Raw genomic sequence first — 26445 nt, 5'->3', positions numbered from 1 at the left:
GAGCACCGCGCCCTGTTGGAGCAATACGCTTTGATCGCCAGCATGAGTGCCAGAGGCAACTGCTACGACAACGCAGCAATGGAGAGTTGGAACCACAGTCTGAAGGTCGAGGCCATCCATGGTGAACACCTCGCCACACGGGAGCAGGCCAAGGCTCATGTGTTTGACTACATTGAGGTTGACTACAATCGGATCCGGCTGCACTCGACCCTGGGCTACCTCAGCCCAGAGCAGTACGAGCTGGCCAATGTCGCTTAGATAGGTGTCCGTAAATCAGGGGCAAGATCACCCACCATTGTTGCCGGAGGATATCTTCATTGAGGTCAGGCACCCGAAGGGGGCAGAAAAGGGAGCGGCAGTCGATGTAATTCAAGCCTATATGTTTGAGCTCCATTCGACGCTCGGCGTCGAGTACCTTGAAGCGCCCAGGTTCACGGGAGACATGGAAGATCCGGAAGCCGACGAAATCAGCGACTTGGTTCTGCGGGCTAAAAAACTCCGCCCTTTACTTCTGGGCCAGGGCCTTCCTGCTGTGCTTCAGGAGTTCAATAGCGGGTATGGTACGAACAATTCTGAAGCTTCGCTTCTCAGCTATGTGAAGTGCATTGAGTATGTCGCGGCAACGGTCGTTCGTGAACGGCAGTACGAGGATCTTCGCAAGCGATTGCTTTCTCGTGATGCACTCAATCCAAATGCAGATTACATGGACGGTTTGCTCAATCTCTTCGAAGAGAATCGCGTCCTAACACGGGATGCGGAAGCTCTTAAGTTGTCTGTCGAGCGATGTTGTGATCCCGTCCTGATGGCATCGCACGCGCCTAAGTGCCTCAAGCTTCTCACGAAGATTTCGCCTAAGAGCAGTACTGAGGAGCGAAAGGCTGCTCTTTCTGAGTTAGCTACAGCACTGACTTCATCGAGAAATCAGCTCGCTCACGCGAAGGCGAACTACAAACCCACAGGCAAAGAGTGCCCGCCGGACCAAATTGGTGGGCTCGTTGCTTGCGCGAAGATCGCCGCCGAACAATGTGTACGTTGGTACGCGGCAAGATCGCCTGAACTTAGGAAAGCTTGATCCGACTCCTGCATAGCCGTTGAATAGCAATGGACGCGAGTGCCTCAGCTCACTCCATATTCCATGGCGCTAGATGGCGTTGCGGACGTGAGTCTGTTTCAGCTGTAGGTCGAGCGAGATCTATGCCGATAAGGAAAAATATCCGTACTTCCGTTCGTACTGGGATTTTAGTGACGGAGGCGCTCATCTAACTCGCGCGATTGGCTCGTCGCGAGGGAAGACTACGGCTTTCGGTCCAAAGGTCTTCATGTTGGGATACAGAGCAGGATACGGTCTGCCTTGGCTCAAGAATATATATATGTAAATCAATGCCTAAGTTGCATGAAGTGGGGGTTGGTGGGCATTACGAGATCGGCTTCAAAGCGCTATCGTGGCTAGGATCAGCCGCGAACCACGGCTGGCGCCCCGCCCCATCTGCTTTCCGGCCAAGCTTCCAATGTCCCTGGGGGCGAATTCACCAGGAGTACTGGGGCCGACCCTATCCCTTGGAAGCGCCAAACTTGATAGCCCGTGCACTAGACATGCTCTTCTGAAGAGTAATTACATATAAATGCATAATTTATATAGCTAATATTGGGCTACAAACTATGCGCTTTTCTATGAACTAACTTTGCTGTTCTGTCCATGCACGATGACTAGTCGGCAACAACCTTGCGCACCAGGGCATCAAACGCCGCCGACGTCTGCTCATCGGTGAAGTTACAATGCCCCTCGCCCACCGGATCGAGCACCGTGAGCCATTTGCCGCCTCCTGCGGCCTTGACCTGCTCCGGGTACACCCCATGGAATCGGGAAGGGATGGTCTGATCAAACGCATTCCACTGCATCACGAGGGGAACGGCGATGTGTCCCGTCAAACTAAGGTTGCGCTTGGCATAAGCCATCGCCTGCGGTGAGCCGCTGTAACGATGCACGTTGCGATTGAACGTGGCGTCGTCACCAAAGCCCTCGTACACCTCCTTTCGATTATCGACCGGCATGCCGCCCGCGCGCTTTTCGATTTCACGCAGCGCCATGTAGTAAAGCGCCAACGTCGGCAGCGTCTCGGGCTTTTCCTCCAGGCGTTTTGCCAGTAGGGCAGCCTCCTTGGGGTGCGCCTCCAATGCGTGGGCGATGGCCTCGGGCGAGATCGCCGGTGGGGAATCGGGTGCCGCTAGATCGGGAATGACGCCCGGTATCAAGGCATCGAATGCTACCAGAGGCGTGATGACGCCCTTGGCCAGGAAATCTGGCGTGGACACCGTCAGGCCGCAGGTGATCATCGCGCCGGTGTAGGCGTGGGGGTAGCGTTCGATGCTGGCGGCAACAACCAGCCCACCCATCGAAAAGCCATAGATATAGGTATGCGATGGCTGACCGTAGGTGCGAACGAAATGCTGGCGAAGCCGCTCGTTGTCGGCCATGGCGTCGCCTACCGCCCAGCCCTGCGACGCATACTGGCTCTGCGCAACGGCAAATCCTTTCTTGAGGAACACGTCCGTCGAATCGGCAGCCGTCATCGGCGTCGAGATAGGTGCGCCCACGGGCTGATAGCCATGCAGGAGCATGACCAGATCGCCATTCCAGTGGTCGGGGACATCGATGCGATAGAGCGCACCTTGCAACGTGCCGGCATGGACGCCGGGGTCGAGCTTGGCGGCATGAGCAGGCCATGAAGCGGCCATGCTGCATCCCAACCCGAGCAGACAGATTCCAACAAGGTTACGCCATGCTTTGAAGGTCATTTCGTCACTCCGATGGTCGAAACAAGGCGCAGGGCTACCTTTGCGGCCACGACATGGCCGCCGGCAGGCATGGCGCGATGGGGGTAGGTTTCAGGTCTTGGGCGGAGAGGCCATGGGCGAATACCGAACGGCGTTGGCCAAGGTGCCGTCCTCGTCGACCACCAACATGATGGTTTCCTCGCCGTTCTTGCGCTTGACGAGGTAGGTATCCGCTCCGAACTCGTTCACCCCGGTGAATGCGTACGACTGAACCGCTCCGATGCGGGCGAGATAGGCTTCACGCATCGTTTTTTGTTGCTGACGCTCCCAGGCGAGCCCAGGGCTCATACCCGCGCCGCCGTCGGGATCGCTGAGAAGCAGGCGCAGCGCTTTTTCGCTGCCGGGAAAAGGTTTTTGCGCCTTGATGCGAGCGACAAGTGCCTCGTTGATCCGCTGTGCGTTCGCCTCGTCGGCGCGAGGCTGATCGAGCAGGACGCGTCCGGACTGCGTAGCGATCAAGCGTATGGCACGCCCGGAAGCATCCATGACAAACCGCACAGCAAGCGTATCGTTGCCTTGCACTTCGAACTGGTCAGGGCCGGTGTTCACTAGGTGAAAAGGTTCAGGCGCGGCCATCTGTCCACTGATGGCGACGGATAGCCCACCATCCGCCCGGGTCACGCTGATAAGTGACATAGGGCTGATCTGGTAGAAGCCGGCATAACGATCCAACGCGGCCGAGCCTGCGATCGGCAGAGCCCCCAGGTGGCTCGCGTCAGGCGGAATGACTTGCGTCGCAGCAGCCGCGACGCCCACCGACAAGCCGATGCATGCCGCGAAGCGCACCCTTACCCACTTGCCCGGCTTGCGCAGCATCCGGCGGATGCGAAGCTCGAGAAACGAGACGGAATCGCTCATCGCCGGGAGCAGGGGGATATGTCTCGATTTCTGCTGACCGACATGGAGCAGCGTTTCGCAGTAGGTGGAAACGTTGCAGCCACCCCGGAGGACCCGTGCATCGCAATCCATCTCCATGGCACGACGTAGCCGGGAGAATTGCCACCACAGCACCGCGTTCCAGGGCATCAACGTCAGCAGGCCCACGGCGATGGCGATGACGAAGGGATCGCGAGCGTCGAGGTGTGAACGCTCGTGGGCCAGTGCGCATTCCTGCTGCACGCGACTCATCTGGAGGAGCCATTCGGGTACGACGATTTGCGGGCGAATCAAGCCGATGACGACCGGACCGGTGTCAGGTGCAATGCGCACGCGCTCACCGTGCAACGTGCCGCCACGCCATCCTCGCTTTTGTCGTGATACCCATACCATGCCCAGCGATAGCGCCAGCACCATGAGTGCCGATGCCGACACCCACACGTCGGCAGCCAAGGCGTCGATGTTGATGGAGCGACCGTAGGCCGAGACGTTATCGAGGTGTATTTGCGTCAGGGGTGTTCGAATCGACGTGGCGTCGCTCAGCACCAGCGATGCGACCTTCTTTTCGCCGACAGCACTAGCGGAAAACCCCATCGATGCGCAGGCCATGATGACCGGCACCGCCAGCGATCCAGGCATGGACGCGACCCACGGCCATCGTGTCGACGCTCCGCGCCACTTGGCAGCCCGCTCGGCCATGAACCCAGCCACGGCCAACGCAAAAGCCACCAACACGGTATAGAGCATCCAGGCGACCATCAGGCCTCATCCTCGCCGGAACGTTCCGCCAGAAGTCGCCGCATGCGTTCGAGCTGTTCCGGACTGAGTTTCTGTTCCGACACCATGTGCGAAAAGAGTAGCTCCGCCGATCCCTTGAACAGCTTGTCCGTCAGGTGCTGGATCGCATTTCGTCGCGCCGCCTTCTGCTTCACGCAGGGGAAATAGCGATGCCCTCGGCCCTCTTCCTGGTGCCCGACGTAACCCTTGCTTTCGAGAACACGCAATACCGTTTGCACGGTGGTGTAGGCCAGGTCGTCGCTCAGGCGCTCACGAACGTCGGCGACCAGGCACGGCCCCTGGTCCCACAGCACCTGCATGATGTCCGCTTCGCGATCGGTCAGTGAGATAGCCACGCCTCGCCCCCTTCTACTATGGGCATAGTAATTACTCGTCATTGCAGCCCAAGTCAACTATGAATGTAGTAGATGGATCTCACCTGATTGGCGGTAGCTTTCAACTCGCCCCTCCCCCAACGCAGTCGCCTCGATGAACGCCCTGAAGTTCGGGCGCCTACCCGTGCCGTTAGTCCAGATAGGATGCCTACCTATCGAATGGTAGATTCAAATCCCCACCCTAGCGATGACCCCCGATGAAACCCGCCCGCCCCGTCGTTTATGGCCTCGCTGCCCTTTCGGCCTTGGCCTTCGCCTCACACGCACTTCCTGTTCCATCATCGGCACCGGCCATCGCCAAGCTGGATATCCGACTGACCCCCACTCGCTCGGGTGATGGCACGGCCGATGGCCTGGCCGTGAGCTACGTATACACGCCCGCCCCGGGACGCACTGCCCCGCTGGTCCTGGACCTCGACACGCTCGAACCGAGCCTGGAACGCGGCACCGACGTGGTCGCAGACCTGACGGTCAGCGACGAACATGGCCCCCTCCCCATGGGAGCCGCGGTACGCCGCGAAAGCAACGGTGCGACCTATGAGGAATGGAAAGCACCCCGCCCCACGGCAGGCACGGTCAAGGTGTCCTACCGGATGCATGTCGCCAAAAACGTCGCGGCCAAGCGAGGTCCCCAGTTCGATCTACAGGCAGCCGGGGGCGGTGTATCCGGCGGCTATATCGGCTTCCTGGTGCTACCCGACACCGCGGGCGGATCGTTCGATACGCATGTCACCTGGGGCCTGAAACCCGGCGAGATGGCGGTCTCTTCGTACGGCGAAGGTGATTGCCGTGGCACCTATACCCCCGAAAAGCTGCTGGGCACGCTTTTCCTTGCCGGACCGGTGACGACCCACCGAATGTCGGGTCAACCGAATGACGGAGGCGTCACCGTCTATGCGCTGGGCATGCCGAAGGAACAACTGAAAAGCATCGGCGACTGGACCGCGCGTGCGCACGCGGCGGAGGTCAAGGCGTTCCAGCTTCACGACAAACCCTACCGCTTCATGATCCGTTCGTTCGTGGGCAGCGCCAATCCGAGCGGTCGCGCGGCGGAGAACTCGTTCATGCTTTACCTCCCCCCAGGCAAGAACCCGGGAACCGCGAACCTGCGTTTCACGGTCGCGCACGAGATGGTGCACAGCCTTGCCGCGACCATGGACGCCGACCAGGACGGCGGCGACTGGTACACGGAAGGCCTCGCCAACTATCTCTCGATGAGGGTGCCCTACGCCGCCGGCCTGTATACCCCTCAGGAGTACGCCGACGAGGTCAACTCGGAAAGCGCCGCCTACTACACCAACGCGAAGCGCTCGATCCCCAACAGCGAGATCCCGACCACCATGTGGACCGGACGCAACGCATGGATGATTCCGTACAACCGCGGCACCCTGTATCTCGCCGACCTCGATGCCAAGCTCAAGGCCCATGGATCGAAGCACACCGTGCTAACGCTCGCCAACGCCATGACCCAGCGGATCAACCACGGTGCACCGTCCACGGGGCAGACATGGGTCAAGCTGCTGACAGAGCAGGTGGGCCCCTGGGCCATCGCCGACTGGAACGACATGATGCAGGGCAAGTTGATCTACCCCGCGGTGGGTGCGTTCGGCGACTGCATGCATGCGAAGAAGCAGGACGTGCGCATCTTCGACCTCGGATTCCCCAAGCCGCTTCGACTGAATGCGGGCCAGGCAATCGCTGGCGTGGTCCACGGCTCGCCGGCGGACGTCGCCGGGTTGCGCGATGGCGATGTCATCCAGGACAGCGTGGATATCAATCCCATCGCCTCCAGCCTCGACCTGCCTGTCGTGCTGCACGTTCTTCGCGACGGCAAGCCGCACACGATCACCTTCAATCCCAGCGCGGGCACGCAGCCCGGGCTGTCGTGGACCTCGTCGTGCGTTAAATAGCCCCGTGACGCATGGGGCGTCCGACCGGATGCCCCATGCGTTGGATGTCGCCCGCTTACTGCCCGTCGCGATTGACGAAATCCACCGGCACGAAGTCGTAACCCGCGCCCTGGCGACGGATATGACCGATGCCGGGGAACGGCAGGTGAGCCGCCGCCACGGCCTGGCCGGATGTCGCGAACTGCTTGAAGTCGGCCACGCGTTTGGCCTGTGCCTTGGACTGGTCCACGTCAAAGGCGATCGTCACCTTCGGGTTCGGGAGCTGCACGGCCTCGGCGTGCACGAGGTCGCCGATGAACAGCATCGACTGGCCCTTGCTCTCCACGCGATAGAAGCTATGGCCCGGCGTGTGGCCGGGGGCCGGCACCGAGACGATACCTGGCAGGATCTGGTCAGCGCCGGTGAAGGTGTCCAGTTTGCCGGCGGCCTTCACCGGCCCGAGGCTGGCGGTGGCACTGACGAAGTAACTCTTGTCGTAGCCCGGCACGCCGTTCTGGTGCGCCGGGTCCAGGAAGAAATCGACATCCGCCTTGGCGATATGCACGGTGGCCTTCGGGAAGACCAGCGCGCCGTCGTGCACGAGGCCACCCGCATGGTCGCCATGCGCATGGGTGAGCAGGATGTCGTCGATCTGCGAGGGCTCGTAACCCGCAGCCTTCAGGCTGTCGAGCAGACGGCCGCCAGCGCCGGTGTCGATAAGCACCCGGCGCGAGCCCGTATCGACAAGAAAGGCATTGATCGAGGTTTCCGCGGGATTGCGGCGGAAGCTGCCGGCAAGGGCCTTGTCGATATCGGCTGGGCTCACTCCCTTGAGCAGTTCATGCAAGTCCAGCGGCACGGTGCCGTCGCTGAGCGCGGTGACCTCGAAGTCGCCAAGACGATAGCGAAAGACACCGATCTGGGCGGGATGGGCCGCTGCCATGGCGGGCTCGGCGCCGACCGGGCCAGGCAGCGCGAAGGTAATGGCTGTCGCGAGGAACAGGCCCGCGGTGGCTTTCAGGACAAGGGATCGTGTGCGCATGGGGCTTTCCGGGATAATGAATGCTCAGCAATCTAAGCGATCGCATCCGCGATACGTATGTCGGACTTGCCGATACGAGGGATCAGGAATTTGGATATCAAGCGATCCGACATGCCGTTGCTTATCGCACTCGACGTGTTGCTGGAGGAACGCAACGTCACGCGGGCGGCACGCCGGCTGAGCCTCAGCCAGTCCGCGCTGTCCGGCCAGCTCGCCCGTCTTCGCGAGCTGTTCGACGACCCGTTGCTGGTGCCATCGGAGACCGGGCGCGGCATGGTCCCCACGCAGCGGGCGATCGACCTGCATCCCCGCCTGGTGGAGGCGCTGTCGAAACTGCACGACGCGGTCAGCGCGACCACGCCCTTCGATCCGGCCACGTCCAAGCGCAGCTTCACCATCGCCGCGAACGATAGTGTGTTCACCATCGTCGGCCTTAACGTGATGGCGGGCCTGCTGGCTTTCGGCAATCCCGCGCTCAAGCTCGCCGTGGTTCCCATCGGCGACCCAACGCTGGTCGAGCGCATGGCGCGCTCCGAGGTGGACCTGTTCCTGGGTGACGCCAGCAAGGTGCCGGGCGCGCTCAAGAGCCGGACCTTGCTGATGGATCGCTTTCAGATGGCCCAACGCAAGCATCATCCACGCGGCATGTCGCCCGCATCGCTCGACGAGTACTGCGCGCTGCCCCATGTGATCGTGTCGCAGCACGGGCATTTCCACAGCCCCATCGACACGGCGCTGACTCAGCTGTCGCGCTCGCGGAACGTGGTGGCCGCCGTGCCCAGCTACAACCAGGTCGCCCTGGTGCTCGCGAACACCGAGTGTATCTCCACGCTACCCAGTCGCCTGCTGAGCCACTATCGCGCGTTCGTCGACGTGTTTGACCTGCCGTACGATATACCTGCGTTCCATGTCGCGATGGCGTGGCATCCGCGCGCGCAAAACGATGAAGGCCTGGCGTGGCTTCGGACGCGCTTCATCGACGCCGCGACCCACGGGTGAATCGCTTCGAACCATGTTGTATGGATCATGCATGGATACGTCGAAGGCCATGGCGATTATAAAAAGTGGCGGCTAAAAATCTCCACGATAACGCCATGCAGATAAAACGATCGTATTAACGGCGCGAGTCAAATTCCCGGTGTTTCGCACGACCGCACGCATGGTGGATTAATCTCATGCGCTCATTCATCGATTCCATGCACCGCCTGCATCGGGATACCGGGCGGATCAGTGTTTAACCCGTCATGTTTATGATCAAGCGCCCTTTATCTCGCCCCTCTTCCCGTAATGAATTTACTCTGACATAAATCCTGGCGCACGTTCGCCCGCTGCGTGGTCCATACGATCCCGAACCGATGGAAAGCCGGCCTTTCCTTCGCCTTCGCCAGCGCGCCTACCCAAGCAGCATCGCGAGCACCCCCTTCGCGGTGTCCCGTGCGCCCCTGTTCCGTAACGTACCCGCGTGCGGCGGGTTGGCGTGCTCAACCAATGCGCCAGCCGGATAAGCCGCATGCCACCACGACGCACCTATCGCAGTCACAGCGATGCCTTCAAGCGAAAAATCTGTACCGATGTACGCAACGGCAGTATCGGGCGTCGCGAGACCCTGCGTACCTATGGGTTATCGGCCAACCTGCTTCACCTGTGGTTGAAGGAATTCGACCAGGGACACTTCAGCGACAACGTATCGATCGAAAGCCAGGTCGAGGGCCAGCAACTGCGTATCGAAGAGCTGGAACGCAAGGTCCAGTGCCTGATCGCGATACTTGAACATCGAAAGACCCGCCCCTCATGACGGGCGGGTCCCGGCTGGCGCACAACTGAACGCAAAGGCCTATGCATCGCCATGGAGTTCATTTTCCAGCAAGAATTTCCAAGGCAGGCTCCGGTGGGCAGTGATCCCGGCCTCGTGCCTTGTACGGAGAGATAGACCATGCGCAACTCCACCCTGCTGCTGGCGGCGTCCCTGGGCCTCGTCCTCGCCTCTCACGCCGTCGCATCCGATCGTCCCGATCCAGGCAAGCTGACCACCCGCTGCCTGGACGCCGCGGCCAAGAAGTTCGACGTGAAGAACGACTACATCCAGTTGCAACCCATCCAGTCCGTCGATGCGGGCTATGCGATCGCCGGTACCGCGGATGCAGGCATGGACGGAAAGAAAAATTTCAGCTGCCAGTTCGACAAGAAGGGCAAGCTGGCCAATCTCGTACCCGAGAACAAGTAAGAACGGGAACGGTGGCCGCGGGCTGCGCGGCCACCGTCGTCGTTACGGGTTAGATGTCAGCGCATTGCTGGCATCGATAAACCCCGGCGTATTGGCGATAAAGGTCTTCACCGCCTCGATGTCGAAGCTTCCCCAACCGGTCGCGCTGTCCCAGCCCGCCGTCGCGTCGTACTTGCCGTTGTTGCCCGTCGTGATGTCCTGCAACGGAAGACGCTCATCCTGCGAGGAGGCGTAGGCATAGATCGCAGGGGCGGCGAATCCCAGGCGATTGCCATTGGCCGTCTGCAGGCGAGCCCAGATGCCCGCGAACAAGGGGGCCGCCAGACTCGTGCCGCCGTTGTAGTAATACCCTGAGTTATTGACTCCCGACGTCGTGCTGCTGGTCAGGTAGTAGCGCACCGGGCTCTTGTCCCAATCCGCATCGAAGGCGACATCGGGCACCTGGCGATAGGCCCCGCTACCGGTCTGCCAGGACGGCCGCGACTCGGCGCCGCTGGTGCCGCCGCCGCTGTATGGCCAGCTCGATTCTGAGGTGTAGACATTGGCGACGGAGGTATTCAGCGTCGTGCCACCGACACCCACCACATAAGGAGAGCTGGCCGGATAGCCCACCGACGGGCGGGTACGATCGCCGTAGGCGCCGTTGGCGAGCCCCTGCCCCTTTATCACGCACGGATAGGCGCCGTTGTCGCCGCTCGACGCGACGAACGTCTGGCCTTGCGCCACACCCAGCTGGAACGCCGAGTTGGCAAAGCCCGGACTGGTCGTGCCGCATTCTGACGCGCCCCAGGACATGTCGATGACCTTGGCCTCATTGTCGCTGACTGCGCGGTTGATCGCTTTGAGCAGTGCCGCGTTGGAATTGCCCGTCGGATTGTAGCGACCCGTCAGGAAGTTGTACGACGCGTTGCCGCCGCTGGTGTAGAAAATCAGCTTCTTCGGGCCACCGCTGACACCCGCGATAGCCTGGGCATCCATCGACCATTCCCCCTGGCCTGTATCGTCATTCGTGGTGCGACCGCTCGTGTTGACGACGGAGGTGGGTGTGACGGTGAAGCCCTCGTCTTGCTGGTAGCGCTTGAGATCATTGGCCGAGTTAGCCATGTCGCCCCAGCCGATGACGGCGACCGTGGTATCCGTAGCGGCCGGCGTCGATCCTGCGTGGTACACCGTCGCGAACTCATGTGGCCGGTAGCCGTGCCCGCCATTCGTCAACACCGTGTAGGCAGGCTTCAACGATCCACCATCAAGGGAATGGGTATGGATGGGGTTGACCGTATCCAGGCCCAGCACCTGATCCACCTGTGGCAGCGATTCGGGCACCTGCACATCGGAATCGTTGGCGATGCCCGCGACGCCGTTGCGGCTGAAGCGCGCGATGGTGGTACGGAACGCCTTGCGTGCCACACCCACGTTGCCATCCGCCGTCACCAGCAATCGGTTTTCGGAGATATGCACATTGGTGAAGCCTTGCTTGGCGAGGTAGTCCGCCACTTCCTGGGCCTGCTCCTGGGTAGGTGCGAACGTCGCTGCGCTCTGCTTCTTGTCGAGGAAGCGATGGAAGACGAGACTGCGTGGCCGGAACAGGTCACGGGTGTAGTTGTCCAGCGCTTCCTTGTTTCGAAGCTTCAGCGACACCACCACCGAGACGTTTTCCTTGTCCTCGGCATAGCCGTCGAAGCGCGCGTCCGCCGACGTATAGGCCTGGGTTCGCGTCGCCTTCCACGCTTGCGCGCCGCCATCCGACGCCATGGATTCCGAGGCGGCGCCCATCGTCATGGCGGCCACGAGGGTTGCGACAAGGTAGCGGCGCCTGGGCCGTCCGTTGGCAATAGAGATACGTTGCATCGCACTGTCTCCCAAAGAGGAATAGGGTGGCTCGTTCTTTTTCGAGGGACGACGTCGCCCACGGATCGCCCTATCGATGGCGATCGCGCATAACGGTTTTTATGAGTCCCATCATTCAGAACGCGACGCGGATGAAATCCCCCCACCATCGCCCCAGCGATTCGACGCGACGCATCCTCAGCGGAACGCGAGCACCTTCGACATACGATAGTTATGGATCGGCACGCCACGCAGCACGAAGTCGTTGCGCCCATCAACCCTGAAGCCATGTCCAAGGAATAGTCGGCGGGCCGCTTCGCTCGCTTCGACACGAAGCGTTCCGATGTTCGCGCTCATGGCCTGGGCTTCGAGCGCCCGATAGATGGCCGAACCGATACCCGTGCCGACATGATCGGGATGGCGATACAGATGATCGATATGGCCGTCCATACCGAGATCACCGTAGCCCACCACCTCGCCACCCTCCGTTTCCGCCACAAGGACGACGCGGTCCCTTGCCCTGGCCAGATAGACGGCAGGATCGGGGCTTCCGGGACTCCAGGCCTCGACCTGCGCCGAGGTGTAGTCACGATGCCCAGCGTCACGCACCGAGGCGTGAAACAGCGCCGCAAGCGCCCCGGCATCGCTCTCGCGAAAGGGACGGACGATCACCACGGGAGCCCAAGGCCCAGCGTCAAGCACATGTTTTAACTAACCTTTTTATCATTCATGGCATTTAAGCCGGCAACGGGGGGGCGGGAGCTGAACGCCTGCAAGGGTCTTAACGGACGGGCGGACCAAATGAGGTACAGTAAAGCCTCAAATGAGCACGAGGGCCGTCCATGACATCGTCCAGCCGCCACACCACGCTTCCGCCCAAGGACGGCCCCGCCCCCGCCGACGCGGGATCCATGACCGTCAAGGACGCCTCCGGCCGCTACACCACCCAGAAGGTGGCCGAGACCCGTCTCCTGCGCAAGAGCGACCATCGCATCGCTGAAAACAAACCCGGCATGGCGAAATTCCAGAAGCTCGTCATCGGGCCGGGCCTGGAGTTGTCCTACGTTGCGATCGCCACGCATTCGGCCAGCGAGAATTCCGACATCGTTCGTCGTGGCATCCGCGCCGATTTCGTGAAGCAGCTGGCGACCGACCTGGAAATCGATCAATCGATGCTGACCGATCACATGGGCATCGCGCGCAGCACGTTCAGCCGCAAATTGAAAAACGACGAACTGCTGTCCACCGGCGACGGCGCCATCGCGCTCGGTGTCGCGCGGATCGTCGGCGAGGTCGATCGCATCCTTCGTGAAAGCGGCGATCCCGAGCAGATGGGTGAAGATTTTCACGTCGCCGAATGGACGGGCCACTGGCTCAGGCAGCCGGTCAAGGCACTCGGCAACCGTCGTCCGCTGGATTACCTCGACAACGCCTTCGGTCAGGAAACCGTGCTGCAGTTCATCCGCCAGATGCAGTCCGGAGCCTATGCATGACGGTGCGGCTTTGGCGCATCGCGACCGAGGCCGCCGAATACAAGGCGCTCGATGCCAGCGGCACCGGCGCCAAGCTGACCGGAGGACGCTGGAACCATCGTGGCGTCGCCGTCGTCTACACCTCGCCGTCGATCGCCCTTGCCGCGCTGGAGACCATCGTCCATCTCAATGCCGGCGCACTGCCGCTCAATCGCTACCTCATCCGCATCGACGTGCCCGAGCACGTATGGGATAACCGCCTGGCGATCGACAAGGACAATGCCCCCGGCGGCTGGGATGCCGAGCCCGCCGGCCTGTCGTCGCTGGAATTCGGTGACGAATGGGTGCGTTCCGGCGTGAGTGCGCTGCTGTGCGTGCCGTCGGTGGTCATTCCGATGGAACAGAACGTGCTGATCAACCCTGCGCATCCGGACGCGTCCGACCTGTCGTTCACCAACACCGGCAAGTTCGTCTTCGACGAACGTATCCGCTAGACCAGCGCGCCTCGGATCAGCGCCACCAGCGCATCGACGGCGTCGGCCTCGCTACACCGACCGCGCACCATCGCCGCCGACAAGGCTTCCCCCGCGCCGATGATGCCCTCGCAACGACAGGCCAGTGCCGTCGCCGACACGCGGCTATGCGGTGCCAAGGCATTCGCGAACAACTGCACGTAACCGTCGAGCAGGTCGCGCAGCACGGCGTCCTTTTCCGCACTGCCGGCCAACGCGGCACCTACCGCGTGCCATTCGCCGTTCGTATCCGACGCGCACTGGAGATAGGTGGTCGCCAGCACGCCAGCCGTTTGCGCCGCGTCGCGCTCACCCGTGGCGAGCACCTGCCGCAACACGCTCACCTGCTGCTCGTCCATCGCACGGTACAGCTCGATCAGCAGGCCGGAGCGGGTGCCGAAATGCTCGTAGGTCACCGGCTTCGAGACGCCGGCGCGGATCGCCAGATGACCCAGGGTCAGCCGATCGGCGCCTTCCTCGCGAACGATGCGCAGCGCGGTGTCGAGCAACTGCTGTCGCCGCTCGGCCTTGGATAGCCGCCGTGAGGGGGCGTCCGCACCCGTATCGGTCCTGTCGTTGTTCACGTCGTCGCGCGCCATGGCCTATGCCTACCAAAGGTAGCCCAGTGTATCGCGCCCTTGTCCGGCACCGGTTGCGCATCAACCTACTTATGGTAACTTACCTTTGGTAGGTTAATCACAGGAGGTAAGCAGCATGACGACAGCACCCGTACTTTTCGTCGGCGGATCGGGCTTCGTAGGACGCGCCGCCGTGCGCTGGTTCCGCGCGCGCCACCCGGATCGCCCCATCCTCATTGGCGGCCGGAATCTTGAGGCCGCAAGCAATCTTGCCCGCGAGGTGGGCCACGCCGAAGCCATTGCCATCGATCTGGGTCGCCCCGGCCTAGGCCTTGACCGCGACATCCCCCTCGCCGCCATGCTGATGCTGGCACCCGACAACGGCCTGCACGGCATGCGCTACGCGCAGGACCACGGTGCGCCCTACCTCAACATCGGCAACGGCCTGGTGGAGATCGGACCGGAGACGATGCTGTACGCCCATCGCGCGAAGGCGGCGCCGATCGTCCTCGCCAGTCACTGGATGGCCGGTGCGGCGGTGTTCCTCGCACTGGAAGCCGCCAAGCGCTTCGATACAGTGCAGTCGGTGCGCATCGGCGTCGTGTTCGACGACCAGGATCCGGCGGGTCCGGCGGCGATGGAGGACATGCAGCGCCTGCACGAGGCGGCGCCCGCGACGCTGACATTCCAGGACGGCAAGCGCGCGTGGCTTTCTGGTGACGCCACGCAAGGCCAGGTCGAAGCCATCGATGGACGCGTGTTGGCAGCGAACGCGTTCGACCCGCTCGATGTCGCTAGCCTGTTCGCCGCCACCGGTGCACCGAACGTTCGCTTCGACCTGGCAACAGCCGAATCGTCCAGCCGTCGGCGCGGCGGCGAGGTGGCGGCCGAGTTCATTGCCGAGATCGAAGGCACCTCTGGTGGCAAGACAACGCGTGCGCGCTCGACGCTGGAATTCCTGCGCGGCCAGTCGTCGCTCACGGCGCTGGCCGTCGTGCTCGACCTCGAAGCCATCATGGGATGGAACGGTCGCGCGCCCATCGCGCCCGGGTTGTACTTGCCCGAGCTGCTCGGCGATGCTCGCTGGTTCCTCGATGAACTACGGACCTCCGGCGCGACCATCGTCGAGGGTTAACCGCGTCAATCCATCGACACGATCCTGGGGAAAGGAACGGAAACGTTTTCGCGAGTCGCCGTGACCATGAAAGCAAAACGAAAGGTAACCGTTTCTTTTTCGTTCGTGATTTCCGCACGCTTTTCCCCACTTATATTGCGAACAACGGATCGCGACAGGGCTACGGGCCACGTGTCGCGGACGTGTCCCCGCCATCAAGGAAAGTGCATCGATGAACCTATCTCGCAAGTCGCTCCTTATCGGAGCGGCCATGGTCGCGGCTTCCCTATCGCTCACCGGTTGCTATGACGCGGTATGGATGCGTACCGGCACGGACGACGCTACGCGCGACGCGGACCAGGCGCGTTGCAGGCGCCAAAGCGACGACCTTTTTCCACCCCGGATGAACCGTTACATGTCCAGGGAAGGGTATTACGAGAAAGGCGAGATAACTTGCACTGACAAAGGCAACGGCACCCAGGTCTGCAAGGAGCACGGTGGTCAATACCACGAACCCGAATTCAGCGAGCAGGACGAGAACTCGTACGCGCGTGCATCCAACTTCGTAGATTGCATGACGGATCAGGGCTACAACATGTACCGAGTGAAGCATCAGTAGGCAGGTATCGGCTCCGGGGTCGGTGGACGTTTCTGACGAATCGACGAACGCGTGAATTTACGTCCAATACATGCGCCTGCATCGGACTAGAATCGAATCGTCCGTCCTGCCCCGGAGTCGCCATGAACACGCTTACCCGTTCCCTGCTTCTACTGGCGATGGGGGCCGTCGTCGCCGGGCCCGCCTTGGCGGCCAAGGACGATCCGGCCACGCAACTGGCGGAACTGACCAAGGGTCGCGTGGCCGGCAAGCCGCAGCGCTGCATCGACCTGTCGCAGGCCTACGACAGCCAGGTGATCGACAAGACCACCATTGCCTATCGGATCGGCAGCACCTGGTACGTCAACCAGCTCAAATCCGGCGCCGACCTGCTGGATTCGCGCAACATCCTGGTCACCCACACCGTCGGCTCGCAGCTGTGCGAACTGGACAACATCCGTCTCGTGGAGCGCTACAGCGGCATCCCCAACGGTTTCGTGGTGCTAGGGCAGTTCGTGCCCTACAAGAAGCCGCCGACGCCTGATCACTGAGCTACCGTCAACGGGCGTCGATCTCGATAGCGCTCCAGCTGCGCCCATGACGCCGCGAGCACGATGAGGACGATGCCGCCGACGATCGGCAGGCGCGCATCGATGCCGATCAGGGTGCCAGCCACCGCCGTACCCGCGGAGCCGGCGGTGATCTTCAGCGCCGCCACCCAAAGGAAAACCTGACCACGGCTGCCCGGCGGCGCGTACTCCGTGCGCGCCGCGAGCGTGGCGGCGAAGAAGAAGGCGTTGACGCACCCCACCATGAAATACGCCATCGTAGAGAGCGCGAACGCACCGCTGGCGAGGATGACCAGCAGGGCGGCGACGATGCCGAAGGCGAGCCGGGGCATCAGTACATCCGGGCTTCCCGTGAGCGGACGAGTCATGACCACCGCCGAACCCGCAAGGTTGCCGATACCGTAGGCGGCGGTCAGCACCGCGGCACTGGCGGGTGGGATGTGCAGCGCGTGAGCCATCTGCACGGCAACGATGGGAAGCGCGGCCATGGCGAAGGCGACGATCACCGTCATGTAGAGCGTGCGCCGCAGACGTCCTTCCCCGCACATCAGACGGATGGTCGCCCATGCCGACGGTACCCGGGCGGGATGGCCACCGTGTTCCGGTGCGCCGTACGGCAGGCGCATCACCAGCCATGCCGACACGAAGACCGAACCGGCCAACCAAAGCGCGGCTTCGGTCGCCGAACGCCACGTCGCGATGGCCGCGACCATCGATGGACCGACCGTGCCGCCAATGCCGTACGTCGCCACGTCCCAACCTTGCGCCCTTCGTTGTCGTCGCAGGTCCGGGCCCGCGATGGTCGCCAGTCGCGTGCTGATACCGCCCGTCAGCAGGGGACCGCAACACCCGGCGACGATGAAGGTTGCCGCGATCACGCCGACAGGCACGCGGCCGTAGGCGATGACGCCGATCGACAGCGCGATGGCGTAAAGCACACAGGCGAACGCGATCACTCGGCGACCGTCATCCGCCAGATCGATGCGCCGGGCCACGAACGGGCCGAGCATATGCGGTGCCGTGAGGCACGCACCGAGGAAGCCTGCCGTCGCGCCGTCGCCGCCATGGCTGTTCACTAGCAGGACGATGGCGACGATCGCCCCGCCATCGGCCATGCGCGCCAGCGCCGCCGCGATGACATAGCGCGCCAGCCCGTAGCGCGGATCATCCGACGGCGACATCGTCAGTCCAGTTCAAGCGTATCGAGAACGGTCGCCAACTCGTCGCGCAGGTCGCCCTGGATCGCACGCAGAGGTGCCGGCAGACAGGGAGCACGCACCAGACCCAACGTTTCCGCTGCCGCGGCAACCACGCGCAGGCTGCCGCCCGCCTTGTCGAAGAGCGACCAGAGCGGCGCAAGGCGGTCGCTAAGGCGCATCGCTTCGGCGGCGTCGCCAGATTGCGCCGCCCGCGTGATGGCGAGCGCTATGCGAGGAAACAAACCACCGATCACCGAGTACCAGGCCCGACAACCGGCCAGCATGCCCCGCGCCGCGCACGCATCGCCGCTGATGCCGAGCGTAACCTCCGCGGGTATACGGCGTCGGAGATCCTCCACGCGCTGATTCGCGGCGACGGGATCGGACGGTACACCGGGAATCTTGATCGACCTCACATGGGGAAGCCGCGCGATGCGCGCGTGCAACTCGTCGCTGAAGACGAATCGCGTGGTGCCGGGGTTGTCGTAGACGCACAAGGGAACCGAGAGGTGACGCGTCACCGTCTCGAACAATCCGAACACTTCTTCGTCCGTGAGGTTCTGGTACGACACCGGGGCAAGGAGCACCGCCGAGGCACCCACCGTCTGCGCGTCCTCCGCATGGACCAGCACGTCCCGCGTGCGCGTGGCCCCGATGCCCACCATCACCGGGATGCCATCCGCATGCCCGACGGCCAGGGCCGCGACACGACGACGCTCCTCGCGAGTCAGGTAGGCGTAGCTGCCGGTCGAGCCCAACGCACCGATCGAATCCACCCGCGCGGCTACCAACCGCGCCATCAGCCGTGCGTAGGCGGCCTCGTCGACGCCGTCCGCGTCCAGGGGGCTGAGAGGGAAGGCACTGAGTCCGTCGAACATGGCGCGCTCCGAGGCCGGAAAAGGTCGCTGGTATGATTGTCTACGTCAGAATCTATATTGGCATAGGACAATGCTGGAATTCGAGGGTAGCACGGCGCAGGAGATCGCGGATAACATTCGACGGCTTATCGCCGGCGGACGGTTGCACCCCGGCGACAGCCTGCCACCGGTCCGCGACCTCGCGGCGACCCTGGGCGTGAACCGGAACACCGTCGCCGCGGCGTACCAGCGGCTGGTGAAGGCGGGCCTCGCCGAAACCCGTGGCCGCCACGGCACCGTCATCGCCACGCCGCCGCGCGCGGGCGAAGCCGAAGGGCGCTCAGGGGACACCACGCTGCACGACCTCGCGGACGGCAATCCGAATTCACGCTGGCTCCCCGACCTCCACGCGATACCGCTAAAACGCCGCAAGCCGATGGTGTACGGCGATCCCACGATGCTGCCGGAACTACGCCGCCACGCGCAGACGTGGCTCGGTCCCGACGTGCCGGCTGCCTGCGAGGTCGAGGCGACGAGCGGCGCCGTGGATGCCATCGAGCGACTGTCCGCAGCGCGTCTTGCGCCCGGCGACCGCGTCGCAGTGGAAGACCCGTGCTATCTCGGCACGATCAACGCGCTGCGGCTGGCCGGCATGCGTTCCGTCGGCATCGCGATGGACGGTGAAGGCATGCTGCCCGACGCCCTGGAAGGGGCGTTGGCATCGGGTGTGCGGGCCGTACTGCTGACGCCTCGCTCGCAGAACCCGACAGGCGCCAGCCTGACGCGTCGTCGCGCACAGGCCTTGCAGAAGACGCTTGCCCGTTATCCGGATGTCTTCGTGATGATCGACGACCACTTCGCGCTACTGTGCGAGGTGCCTTACTACTCCGTGATTCCCAAGGGCGGCAGCCACTGGGCATTGATCCGCTCGGTGTCCAAGGCGCTAGGGCCTGACTTGCGCGTTGCGATGCTGGCGTGCGATGCGGACACGGCCTCACGACTTCGCGCGCGCCTGGCGCCCGGCATCGGCTGGGTCAGTCATATCCTGCAATCCATTGCGCTGCACTGCCTGGAAAATCCACGGATACGGCAACAGGTGAGCGATGCCGGAGCCGACTACCGCAAGCGCCACGCTGCGCTACGCGATGCTTTGGAAGCCCGCGGTATCGATGCCCGCCCGGCCTGCGAAGGACTCAACCTGTGGATCCCCGTGGATCGCGACGGCAAGGACGTCGCGTTCGACCTGGCGAAGCGGGGATGGCTGGTGCGATCCAGCGAAGTCTTCGACGTGCAGGCCACGTCGCAGGCGATCCGCATCACCACCGCGGTACTCGACACCGATCTGGTAGAGCGACTCGCTGACGATATCGCACGCGTGCTGGGCGCCTGACCCTGTAGGAGCGCGCTAGCGCGCGATGGACCTTGTCGCGAGCACCCATCGCGCGCAAGCGCGCTCCTACGGGTTTTGTCAGCCTAGCGTCGGGTAATCGGTGTAGCCGTGCTCGTCGCCGCCGTAGAAGGTCTTCGGATCGCTCTCGGCGAGCGGCGCGCCAGTCTTGAGGCGTTCAACCAGATCCGGATTGCCGATGAACGGACGGCCCATGGCGATGACGTCCGCGCGACCCGCGCGCAGCGCTTCGTCCGCCATCGCGAAGTCATAGCCGTTATTGGCCATGAACGCACCCTGGAACGCGCGCTTCAACGCACCGAAATCGTAACCGGGGACGATATCGCGCGGACCGCCGGTCGCGCCTTCCACGATGTGCAGGTAAGCCGGCTTGAAGCGATTGAGCCCTTCGACGGCGTGCAGGTAGAGCGGAGCCGGATCGCTGTCCTTCGAATCGTTGACCGGTGACACGGGCGAAAGGCGCACGCCGGTACGGCTTCCGCCAATCGCATCGGATACCGCGCCCATCACCTCGAAGAGGAAGCGCGTGCGGTTTTCGATGCTGCCACCGTACTGGTCGCCGCGTTTGTTGGAACCATCGCGCAGGAACTGGTCGATGAGATAACCATGGGCGGCATGCACTTCCACGCCATCGAAGCCCGCCTTGCGCGCCATCGTCGCGGCATGGGCGAAGTCGGCGACGATCTGGCGGATCTCGTCGAGTTCGAGCGCGCGCGGCTCGACATGCGGCTGGAAGCCGCTTTCGGTGAAGGCATTGCCTTCCGGCAACACCGCCGACGGTGCTACCGGCACCACGCCGTTCGGCTGCAGCGACGGGTGCGAGATACGGCCCACATGCCAAATCTGCACCACGATGGACCCACCCTTCGCATGCACGGCATTCGTCACCTGTTTCCAGGACTCAACCTGCGCGTCGGTATAGATACCCGGCGTCCATGCGTAGCCCTTGGCGCTATCGTCAACCTGGGTCGCCTCGGTGATGATCAGTCCGGCGGACGCACGCTGTCCGTAGTAGTCGGCGGCGGAGGGACGCGGCACATCGCCCTTCAACGCGCGGCTACGCGTGAGCGGGGCCATCGCAAGACGATTTTTCAGTTCGAGGTCGCCGAGGCGGATCGGCTGGAATAGCGGGCTGGATCTACGATCTTCAGACATGAGGGGTTCCGGAAGCAGGTGATATGACGACGTGGATCACGCACATGGATGCTTTCCTGCGGGCAGGCGGCCCGACATTCAATCCCCCTGCGATGGAACCATCATCCCCTTGCGGAACTGATCCGGCGTGCAGCCAGCCTGCCGCTTGAACATCTCGATGAACGACGATGCGTTGGCATAACCCAGGTCGCGCGCGATCGCCTCGATACGCCGGCCCTTGCCAAGCAGCTCGACGCCAAGCGTGAAGCGCAGGCGCTGGCGCCATTCGCCAAAACCGATACCCAGCTCGCTCTGCGCGAGCCGCTCCAGCGTGCGGACGCTCATATGCCGGGCGTCGGCGATGTCGCGGACCGAATCCCCACGAGCGATATGCTTGCGCGCGTAGGCCATCGCGCCCGCCAGATGAGGCTCGTCGCTCGACGGTAGAAAACTGGCGACGGGCTCGCAGTTCAGTATCTGGTCGATCACCACGCGCGCCATGCGGCGATGTGCAGGTTCGTGCGGCACCGTCACGTCGAGGCGCGCGAATTCATCGAGCAGCACCTTGAGTACCTCACTGATCGACACCGCGCACGTCTGCGCAGGAAGTCGCGCGGCGATGTCGGGCGCTACGTAGGCGGAACGGTATTCAAGCGCCGTGCGATTGACGGATGCGTGCTCGACGCCCGGCGGAATCCATATGCCGTACTGAGGGGGCGAGACCATGCGCTTGCCGCCGATGGCCAGTTCCATCAGGCCCTGCGACACGTAGTTGAGCAGGCCCCACGGGTGGGTGTGAGGCTCGAAGATGCTCGGCGGCATCGTGCCGAAGCGAAAATAGATCGGACCAGGCAGCTGCCTGAACGTGGGCATCGGGCGCATGACGGCCTCGCTGTCGCAGAACCGGGAGCCATTGTCGCATTTTGTGGATGTAAGCCAAATACGTCACCACTAGACTTTGCCGGCCCTATCCCCGCCGCCGTACCCATGAGTTACATCTTCCCTCTTCTCGCAGCGCTCCTGTGGGGCGTGAACACCCTTGTGACCAAGCTGGCCTCGGGCGCCGTCGGTGCGGTCGACATCAGCCTGTTGCGCTGGTTTCTGGCCGCCGTGATCGTGGCGCCGTGGGCGCTACCCCGGCTGCGCAGGAACATCGCGGTCGTCCTGCCGAACCTCCATCGCTTCTTCACGCTGGGCCTGCTCGGTAGCGTGGTCTACCAGTGCGCCGCCTATTACGCCGCACATTTCACGTCGGCGACCAACATGGGCGTGATCCAGTCACTCATTCCGTTGATCACGTTGATGCTCTCCGCCATCCTCCTGCGCCATCGCGTCACGGGCACGGTCGTCGTCGGCGCGATCATCTCGGCGACGGGCGTCGTGCTGGTGATCTCGCATGGCGACGTCGCACGACTGACCACGCAAGGCCTGAATCGTGGCGACGCGTTGATGGTGCTGGGTGCTGCGGCGTTCGCGCTCTACAACCTGCTCATGCACAAGTGGAAGCTGAAGGTGTCGCTGGTCGAGTCGCTGTTCATGCAGGCCTCGACCGCCAGCGTGATCCTGGTGCCGTTGTGGCTGGCGTTCGGCGAGGGCGTGCATGGCACGGCCGCCTGGGGCTGCATCGCCTTCGCGGGCATCGGCGCGTCGGTGCTCGCACCCTTGTGCTGGATGGCCGGCATCTCGCGCCTTGGTGCAGCGCGCGTGGCGGGGTTCTTCAATCTCGTACCGATCGTGACGGCCGTGCTGGCAGTGTTCGCCCTGTCCGAGTCGATGTCCGCATGGACGGCCGCCGGCGGCACGCTGACCATTCTCGGCGTGATCGTCGCCGAGTACGCCGCCCGCATCACCGCGAACACGCGTACCGCCGCCGAAGCGGCGTGATGGATCAGTTGCGCCGCGAACCCGGTGCGCGGCGCAGGCGGCGAAGCAGCAGACCGGTGGCCGCGACCGGGCCGGACAACGCGTAGACGATCAGGAACGCGTACACGGAGTACGGCGAGAACCATACGGAAAGCACGACGATCAGCGCACCGACGATCACCGTCCAGAGATTCATCCGCAGCTTGAGCGACTTGCTGCTTAGATAGCGGAACGGGCTGATCATCGACGCCGCGACCACGATCAGCAGGCCGTTGAGCACGTAGTACATCGTGCGTGCGTCCCAGTCCGGCTTGCCGGTGCCGGCGATGATGACGAAGCCGATCACCAAGGCGGCCGCAGATGGCGTGTTGAGGCCCAGGAAGATCGACTTGTCCTTCTGGACGTTGAAGATCGCCAGGCGGATCACCGAGCAAGCGCAGAAGGCAATCTCCGCCGGCAGGAAGGCATGTTCGCCGATGGAGCGCAGGAAGGTGTTCGCGACCACGACCGGGGTGACACCGAAGGCCAGCGCATCGGTCAGGCTGTCGAGCTGGGTGCCCAGGTCGCTGGCGGTGCCCGTCCTGCGGGCGACGAAACCGTCGGCGCCGTCGCAGACCAGGCACACGATGAACAAGGTGCCCAGGTACGCCAGGCCGCCCGCGAGAGCGTGGGTGATGATGGCCACCGCGCAGGCCAGCGACGTCAACGTGATGGCGTTGGCGAGCGTCAGCAGGTTTTCGTACGGTGCGCGAAGCTTCAGGTGCATGGAATGGCGTTCTTTCGTCAGGGCGGCCCCGGGGCCGAGCGCATAGCATAATTGCAAATCGCCGAATGGGTTTCCGGGGTGCCCGTTTACGCTCATTCCTTCTCGAAACGCGCGATCTCGTCCAGCATCGCCTCCATACGCGTGACCGACCTGCCCGCGAAACTGTCCTCCATCCAGCGTCGCCGACCGAACCGACGCAGAAGCACATAGGCGAGGCCGACCAGCGCCAGCGATACGCCAGCGGACAGCAAGATCCAGGCGAGCACTCCCTGCGCGCCCCCCCATGTCACGCCGGCCCGGTCCATGGCGTACTGGCCCAGCATCAGCATCACCGGAATCCAGATCACGCTGCCCAGGAGGGCGAACAACGGGGCCTCGACCTTCACCCGCCATGCGCGGAGCCGGGCGATGCGCCGCTGGATGTCCAGCACCGGTGCCGCGTAGTCGATGGCGTGGACCATGCCCAGCACGCGTGCCGTGAAGATCACCGTGAGCGTGCCGAACACCTGCATGGCGATGCCGCAGGCCATCGCCTGCCAGATGCCCAGGTGGCCATGCCAGAAACCGATGCCCCACACGGCTACCGCCACGCCCAGGACCATCTGCGCCAGTTGGCCCCACACCAGGGGGCGCAGGCCGCGCCGCAGACGATCGCCCTGACGCTCCCGGAGGATCTGCCAGTTCAGGGCTTCCTGACGTTCAAGGCGGCGGTCGAGCGATTGCCATGCCAGCTTCATCTCGTCGAGTTCCATGGTCATGCTCCGGTGGTCATCTGCTCGCGCAGCGTCTGCTTGATGCGACCGATCTTGGTCGCGACATTCGTTTCGCTGATACCGAGGATCTGGGCAATTTCCGCGTAGGGACGGTCTTCCAGGTAAAGCAGGATCAGCGCGCGGTTCAACGCGTCCAGTCGTCCGATGAAGTCGTACAGGGCCACCAGCCGCTCGTCGGGCTCGGGGGCCACCTCGCCGCCGATGCGGTCGAGGTGATGAGCCTCCAGTGGCTCCCAACGCGCCTCGCCGCCGCCCGATTTGCGCAGGGTCGATATCGCCACGTTGAGCGCCACGCGGTAGAGCCAGGTGGAGAACTTCGCCCGGGACGGGTCGAAGCGGGAAAACGAGCGCCATGCCTGGAGACCGATCTCCTGGGCCAGATCGCGGCGATCCTCGGCCTGCCGGGCGTACAGCGACGCCACCTTGAGCACGATCCGCTCGTGCTCGCGCAGCAGGCTTTGGAAGCGTTGAGGGTCGGTCTGGACGGGCATCGGCGCGAATCGTTCCCCTGGGTTCGGAACATGATTCGCACGGGCCGCGAAAAAATCACAGCCCGCTTTGTGTCAGGGAGTGTCGTCCGCCTTGCGCAGGGCAGGATCACCGAGGGCGGCCAGGCCCAGCGCGGAAAGCACGGTATCGGACTGGGGGCCATGCACCCGGCCGCAGAGCGCGTCGCGGAAATGGCGTTCCAGTGGGTTGCTTCGATCCAGCCCATGGTTTCCCGACACCGACAAGGCCAGGTCGAGGGCAGTCACGGCGTTTTCGGTGACAACCATCTTCACCAGGCGGGCGTGCTGCGGCGACAGGCCTCCATCGCTGTCGGCATGCCGGGAGGCATCGTCGATCATCACGCGATTGACCGTCAGCAGGCTTTCGATTTCGCCAACCACGGACTGGATGCGCGGCACGGTGGCCAACGACGCCCCCAGGCCCGACGGCACCCTGTCGTTGAGGAAACGCAGCAGCCAGTCCCTGCCGGCCCGGGCGACGCCGTCGTAGAGCGCGGCGAGCAGCACGCCGTTCCACACCTGGATGACGGACGATTGCCGGCGCGCATCCGCACTGCCCGGCTCATGCATGGCAAGGCAGGCATCGGCGGATACGCGGACGCCGTCGAGACGGAGGGTATGGCTGGCCGATGCGCGCAGGCCGATGTGGTTCCAGGACGGATCGATGTCGATACCCTCGCTGTCCGACGGCACCAACCACAATCCCACGCGCGATCGCTCCGCCTCGTCCGTGCGCGCCAGCACGAGCCAGGTATCGACCACGCCGCTGCCCGTCGCCCAGGCCTTGATGCCGTCGATGCGCCAGCCGCCATCGTCCGTGGCACGCGCGATGGTGGCGGGCAGGCCACCGCGTGCGGCGGAACCCATATCCGGTTCCGCCTGCAAGGCGTTCAGGACGGCACCATCGACGACCGCACGGCGGGCCAATTCGGCATAGGCCACGCTGTCGGTGGACTGCAGCACCGCCAGCATCACGTAGTGCATCGCCAGCAGCAGACCGGTGGCCGATTCGCCACCGCCCACCGCACCGACGACACGGGCGGCATCGGCCAGCCCTCGACCACTGCCGCCATGTCGTATCGGCACGGTGAGCCCCAGCACACCCCGTTCGTGCAGGCGCGCGATGTTGTCCTTGGGAAAGCCGCCCTGGACATCGTGGGTCGCAGCGGTCGCCGCCAGCGAACGGCGCAGAACGGCAAGGCTCGTTTCGTCGGGATCGAACACGGAT

Annotated in this window: 28 protein-coding genes; 13 read left to right on the top strand and 15 right to left on the bottom strand. The window is 63.5% G+C overall.

Going from position 1 to position 26445, the window contains the following annotated elements:
• Both GAK28_RS14050 and GAK28_RS14045 read left to right on the top strand, forming a co-directional pair.
• Window positions 1-258: IS3 family transposase (locus GAK28_RS14050; protein ID WP_291776025.1), on the top strand; the 258-nt coding region annotated here is incomplete at its 5' end.
• 184 nt (window positions 259-442) lie between these two features.
• Window positions 443-1072, top strand: a complete 630-nt coding sequence (locus GAK28_RS14045) for a hypothetical protein (protein WP_291780229.1) — start codon at window positions 443-445, stop codon at window positions 1070-1072.
• A 635-nt stretch (window positions 1073-1707) separates the two neighbouring features.
• Here the strand turns inward: GAK28_RS14045 and GAK28_RS14040 are convergent.
• The 3 genes from GAK28_RS14040 to GAK28_RS14030 all read right to left on the bottom strand — a co-directional run bounded on the left by GAK28_RS14040 (window position 1708) and on the right by GAK28_RS14030 (window position 4844).
• The gene (locus GAK28_RS14040; protein WP_291780227.1) at window positions 1708-2796 is read right to left on the bottom strand and encodes a DUF6351 family protein; all 1089 of its coding nucleotides are present in this window, start codon (window positions 2794-2796) and stop codon (window positions 1708-1710) included.
• A gap of 90 nt (window positions 2797-2886) precedes the next feature.
• Complete coding sequence (locus GAK28_RS14035; RefSeq protein ID WP_291780225.1) at window positions 2887-4470, bottom strand: M56 family metallopeptidase; 1584 nt, start codon at window positions 4468-4470, stop codon at window positions 2887-2889.
• Complete coding sequence (locus GAK28_RS14030; protein ID WP_291780222.1) at window positions 4470-4844, bottom strand: BlaI/MecI/CopY family transcriptional regulator; 375 nt, start codon at window positions 4842-4844, stop codon at window positions 4470-4472. Before GAK28_RS14030 ends, GAK28_RS14035 begins: the two co-directional genes overlap by 1 nt.
• Window positions 4845-5080: 236 nt before the next feature.
• Here GAK28_RS14030 and GAK28_RS14025 point away from each other — a divergent pair, with 236 nt between their 5' ends.
• Window positions 5081-6793 (top strand): hypothetical protein, encoded by a 1713-nt coding sequence (locus GAK28_RS14025; RefSeq protein ID WP_291780219.1) that lies wholly within the window; start codon window positions 5081-5083, stop codon window positions 6791-6793.
• 55 nt (window positions 6794-6848) lie between these two features.
• Here GAK28_RS14025 and GAK28_RS14020 read toward each other — a convergent pair whose 3' ends face one another.
• Window positions 6849-7814 carry an MBL fold metallo-hydrolase gene (locus tag GAK28_RS14020; RefSeq protein ID WP_291780216.1) on the bottom strand — a complete coding sequence of 322 codons (966 nt, stop codon included), beginning with the start codon at window positions 7812-7814 and terminating at the stop codon, window positions 6849-6851.
• 111 nt (window positions 7815-7925) lie between these two features.
• On the opposite strand from GAK28_RS14020, the gene GAK28_RS14015 reads away from it, so the two are divergent.
• From GAK28_RS14015 to GAK28_RS14005, 3 genes are all read left to right on the top strand, one after another.
• Window positions 7926-8813 (top strand): LysR family transcriptional regulator, encoded by an 888-nt coding sequence (locus tag GAK28_RS14015; RefSeq protein ID WP_291780213.1) that lies wholly within the window; start codon window positions 7926-7928, stop codon window positions 8811-8813.
• A 511-nt stretch (window positions 8814-9324) separates the two neighbouring features.
• The gene (locus GAK28_RS14010) at window positions 9325-9609 is read left to right on the top strand and encodes a transposase (protein WP_291780210.1); all 285 of its coding nucleotides are present in this window, start codon (window positions 9325-9327) and stop codon (window positions 9607-9609) included.
• A 138-nt stretch (window positions 9610-9747) separates the two neighbouring features.
• Entirely contained in the window at window positions 9748-10038 is a 291-nt protein-coding gene (locus GAK28_RS14005) for a hypothetical protein (protein ID WP_291780207.1), read from the top strand.
• Window positions 10039-10080: 42 nt separating this feature from the next.
• Here GAK28_RS14005 and GAK28_RS14000 read toward each other — a convergent pair whose 3' ends face one another.
• Together GAK28_RS14000 and GAK28_RS13995 are read right to left on the bottom strand one after the other, a co-directional pair.
• A complete protein-coding gene (locus tag GAK28_RS14000; RefSeq protein ID WP_291780204.1) occupies window positions 10081-11886 on the bottom strand; it encodes a S53 family peptidase in 1806 nt (601 codons plus the stop codon).
• Between the two features lie 177 nt (window positions 11887-12063).
• The gene (locus tag GAK28_RS13995; protein WP_291780201.1) at window positions 12064-12537 is read right to left on the bottom strand and encodes a GNAT family N-acetyltransferase; all 474 of its coding nucleotides are present in this window, start codon (window positions 12535-12537) and stop codon (window positions 12064-12066) included.
• Between the two features lie 170 nt (window positions 12538-12707).
• On the opposite strand from GAK28_RS13995, the gene GAK28_RS13990 reads away from it, so the two are divergent.
• Together GAK28_RS13990 and GAK28_RS13985 are read left to right on the top strand one after the other, a co-directional pair.
• Window positions 12708-13358, top strand: a complete 651-nt coding sequence (locus tag GAK28_RS13990) for an antitoxin Xre/MbcA/ParS toxin-binding domain-containing protein (RefSeq protein ID WP_291780198.1) — start codon at window positions 12708-12710, stop codon at window positions 13356-13358.
• The gene (locus tag GAK28_RS13985; protein WP_291780195.1) at window positions 13355-13831 is read left to right on the top strand and encodes an RES family NAD+ phosphorylase; all 477 of its coding nucleotides are present in this window, start codon (window positions 13355-13357) and stop codon (window positions 13829-13831) included. The genes GAK28_RS13990 and GAK28_RS13985 overlap by 4 nt, the downstream gene beginning before the upstream one ends.
• Here GAK28_RS13985 and GAK28_RS13980 read toward each other — a convergent pair.
• Window positions 13828-14448 carry a TetR/AcrR family transcriptional regulator gene (locus GAK28_RS13980; RefSeq protein WP_291780191.1) on the bottom strand — a complete coding sequence of 207 codons (621 nt, stop codon included), beginning with the start codon at window positions 14446-14448 and terminating at the stop codon, window positions 13828-13830. The genes GAK28_RS13985 and GAK28_RS13980 overlap by 4 nt on opposite strands.
• A 115-nt stretch (window positions 14449-14563) precedes the next feature.
• Here GAK28_RS13980 and GAK28_RS13975 point away from each other — a divergent pair, with 115 nt between their 5' ends.
• From GAK28_RS13975 to GAK28_RS13965, 3 genes are all read left to right on the top strand, one after another.
• Window positions 14564-15562, top strand: a complete 999-nt coding sequence (locus GAK28_RS13975) for a hypothetical protein (protein ID WP_291780188.1) — start codon at window positions 14564-14566, stop codon at window positions 15560-15562.
• A 394-nt stretch (window positions 15563-15956) separates the two neighbouring features.
• Window positions 15957-16160 carry a hypothetical protein gene (locus GAK28_RS13970; protein ID WP_291780185.1) on the top strand — a complete coding sequence of 68 codons (204 nt, stop codon included), beginning with the start codon at window positions 15957-15959 and terminating at the stop codon, window positions 16158-16160.
• A gap of 122 nt (window positions 16161-16282) precedes the next feature.
• Window positions 16283-16690 (top strand): hypothetical protein, encoded by a 408-nt coding sequence (locus GAK28_RS13965; RefSeq protein WP_291780182.1) that lies wholly within the window; start codon window positions 16283-16285, stop codon window positions 16688-16690.
• Here GAK28_RS13965 and GAK28_RS13960 read toward each other — a convergent pair.
• Entirely contained in the window at window positions 16684-17889 is a 1206-nt protein-coding gene (locus tag GAK28_RS13960; protein ID WP_291780179.1) for an MFS transporter, read from the bottom strand. The two genes, GAK28_RS13965 and GAK28_RS13960, sit on opposite strands and share 7 nt — an antisense overlap.
• A 2-nt stretch (window positions 17890-17891) precedes the next feature.
• Window positions 17892-18785, bottom strand: coding sequence for a dihydrodipicolinate synthase family protein (locus GAK28_RS13955; protein ID WP_291780176.1), 894 nt, complete (start codon window positions 18783-18785; stop codon window positions 17892-17894).
• A 70-nt stretch (window positions 18786-18855) separates the two neighbouring features.
• On the opposite strand from GAK28_RS13955, the gene ptsJ reads away from it, so the two are divergent.
• The gene (gene ptsJ / locus GAK28_RS13950) at window positions 18856-20154 is read left to right on the top strand and encodes a transcriptional regulator PtsJ (protein ID WP_291780173.1); all 1299 of its coding nucleotides are present in this window, start codon (window positions 18856-18858) and stop codon (window positions 20152-20154) included.
• A 78-nt stretch (window positions 20155-20232) separates the two neighbouring features.
• On the opposite strand, the gene GAK28_RS13945 is transcribed toward ptsJ, so the two are convergent.
• On the bottom strand, window positions 20233-21327 hold the full coding sequence (locus GAK28_RS13945; protein WP_291780171.1) for an alkene reductase: 1095 nt from the start codon (window positions 21325-21327) through the stop codon (window positions 20233-20235).
• Between the two features lie 78 nt (window positions 21328-21405).
• Entirely contained in the window at window positions 21406-22188 is a 783-nt protein-coding gene (locus GAK28_RS13940; RefSeq protein ID WP_291780168.1) for a helix-turn-helix transcriptional regulator, read from the bottom strand.
• Window positions 22189-22293: 105 nt separating this feature from the next.
• Between GAK28_RS13940 and GAK28_RS13935 the strand changes: the two genes are divergently transcribed.
• Window positions 22294-23190, top strand: a complete 897-nt coding sequence (locus GAK28_RS13935; protein ID WP_291780165.1) for a DMT family transporter — start codon at window positions 22294-22296, stop codon at window positions 23188-23190.
• A gap of 4 nt (window positions 23191-23194) precedes the next feature.
• On the opposite strand, the gene GAK28_RS13930 is transcribed toward GAK28_RS13935, so the two are convergent.
• The 4 genes from GAK28_RS13930 to GAK28_RS13915 form a co-directional block, all read right to left on the bottom strand.
• Complete coding sequence (locus GAK28_RS13930; RefSeq protein WP_291780161.1) at window positions 23195-23935, bottom strand: CDP-alcohol phosphatidyltransferase family protein; 741 nt, start codon at window positions 23933-23935, stop codon at window positions 23195-23197.
• 92 nt (window positions 23936-24027) lie between these two features.
• Entirely contained in the window at window positions 24028-24687 is a 660-nt protein-coding gene (locus GAK28_RS13925; RefSeq protein WP_291780159.1) for a hypothetical protein, read from the bottom strand.
• Window positions 24688-24689: 2 nt separating this feature from the next.
• Window positions 24690-25199, bottom strand: a complete 510-nt coding sequence (locus GAK28_RS13920) for a sigma-70 family RNA polymerase sigma factor (RefSeq protein WP_291780157.1) — start codon at window positions 25197-25199, stop codon at window positions 24690-24692.
• 72 nt (window positions 25200-25271) lie between these two features.
• Window positions 25272-26441 (bottom strand): acyl-CoA dehydrogenase family protein, encoded by a 1170-nt coding sequence (locus tag GAK28_RS13915; RefSeq protein WP_291780155.1) that lies wholly within the window; start codon window positions 26439-26441, stop codon window positions 25272-25274.
• Window positions 26442-26445 lie beyond the last annotated feature (4 nt).

The organism is Luteibacter sp. (genome assembly GCF_009912395.1).
Classification (GTDB): domain Bacteria; phylum Pseudomonadota; class Gammaproteobacteria; order Xanthomonadales; family Rhodanobacteraceae; genus Luteibacter.
The sequence above is the reverse complement of the archived record's forward strand: the minus strand, read 5'-3'. Positions and strand labels throughout refer to the sequence as shown.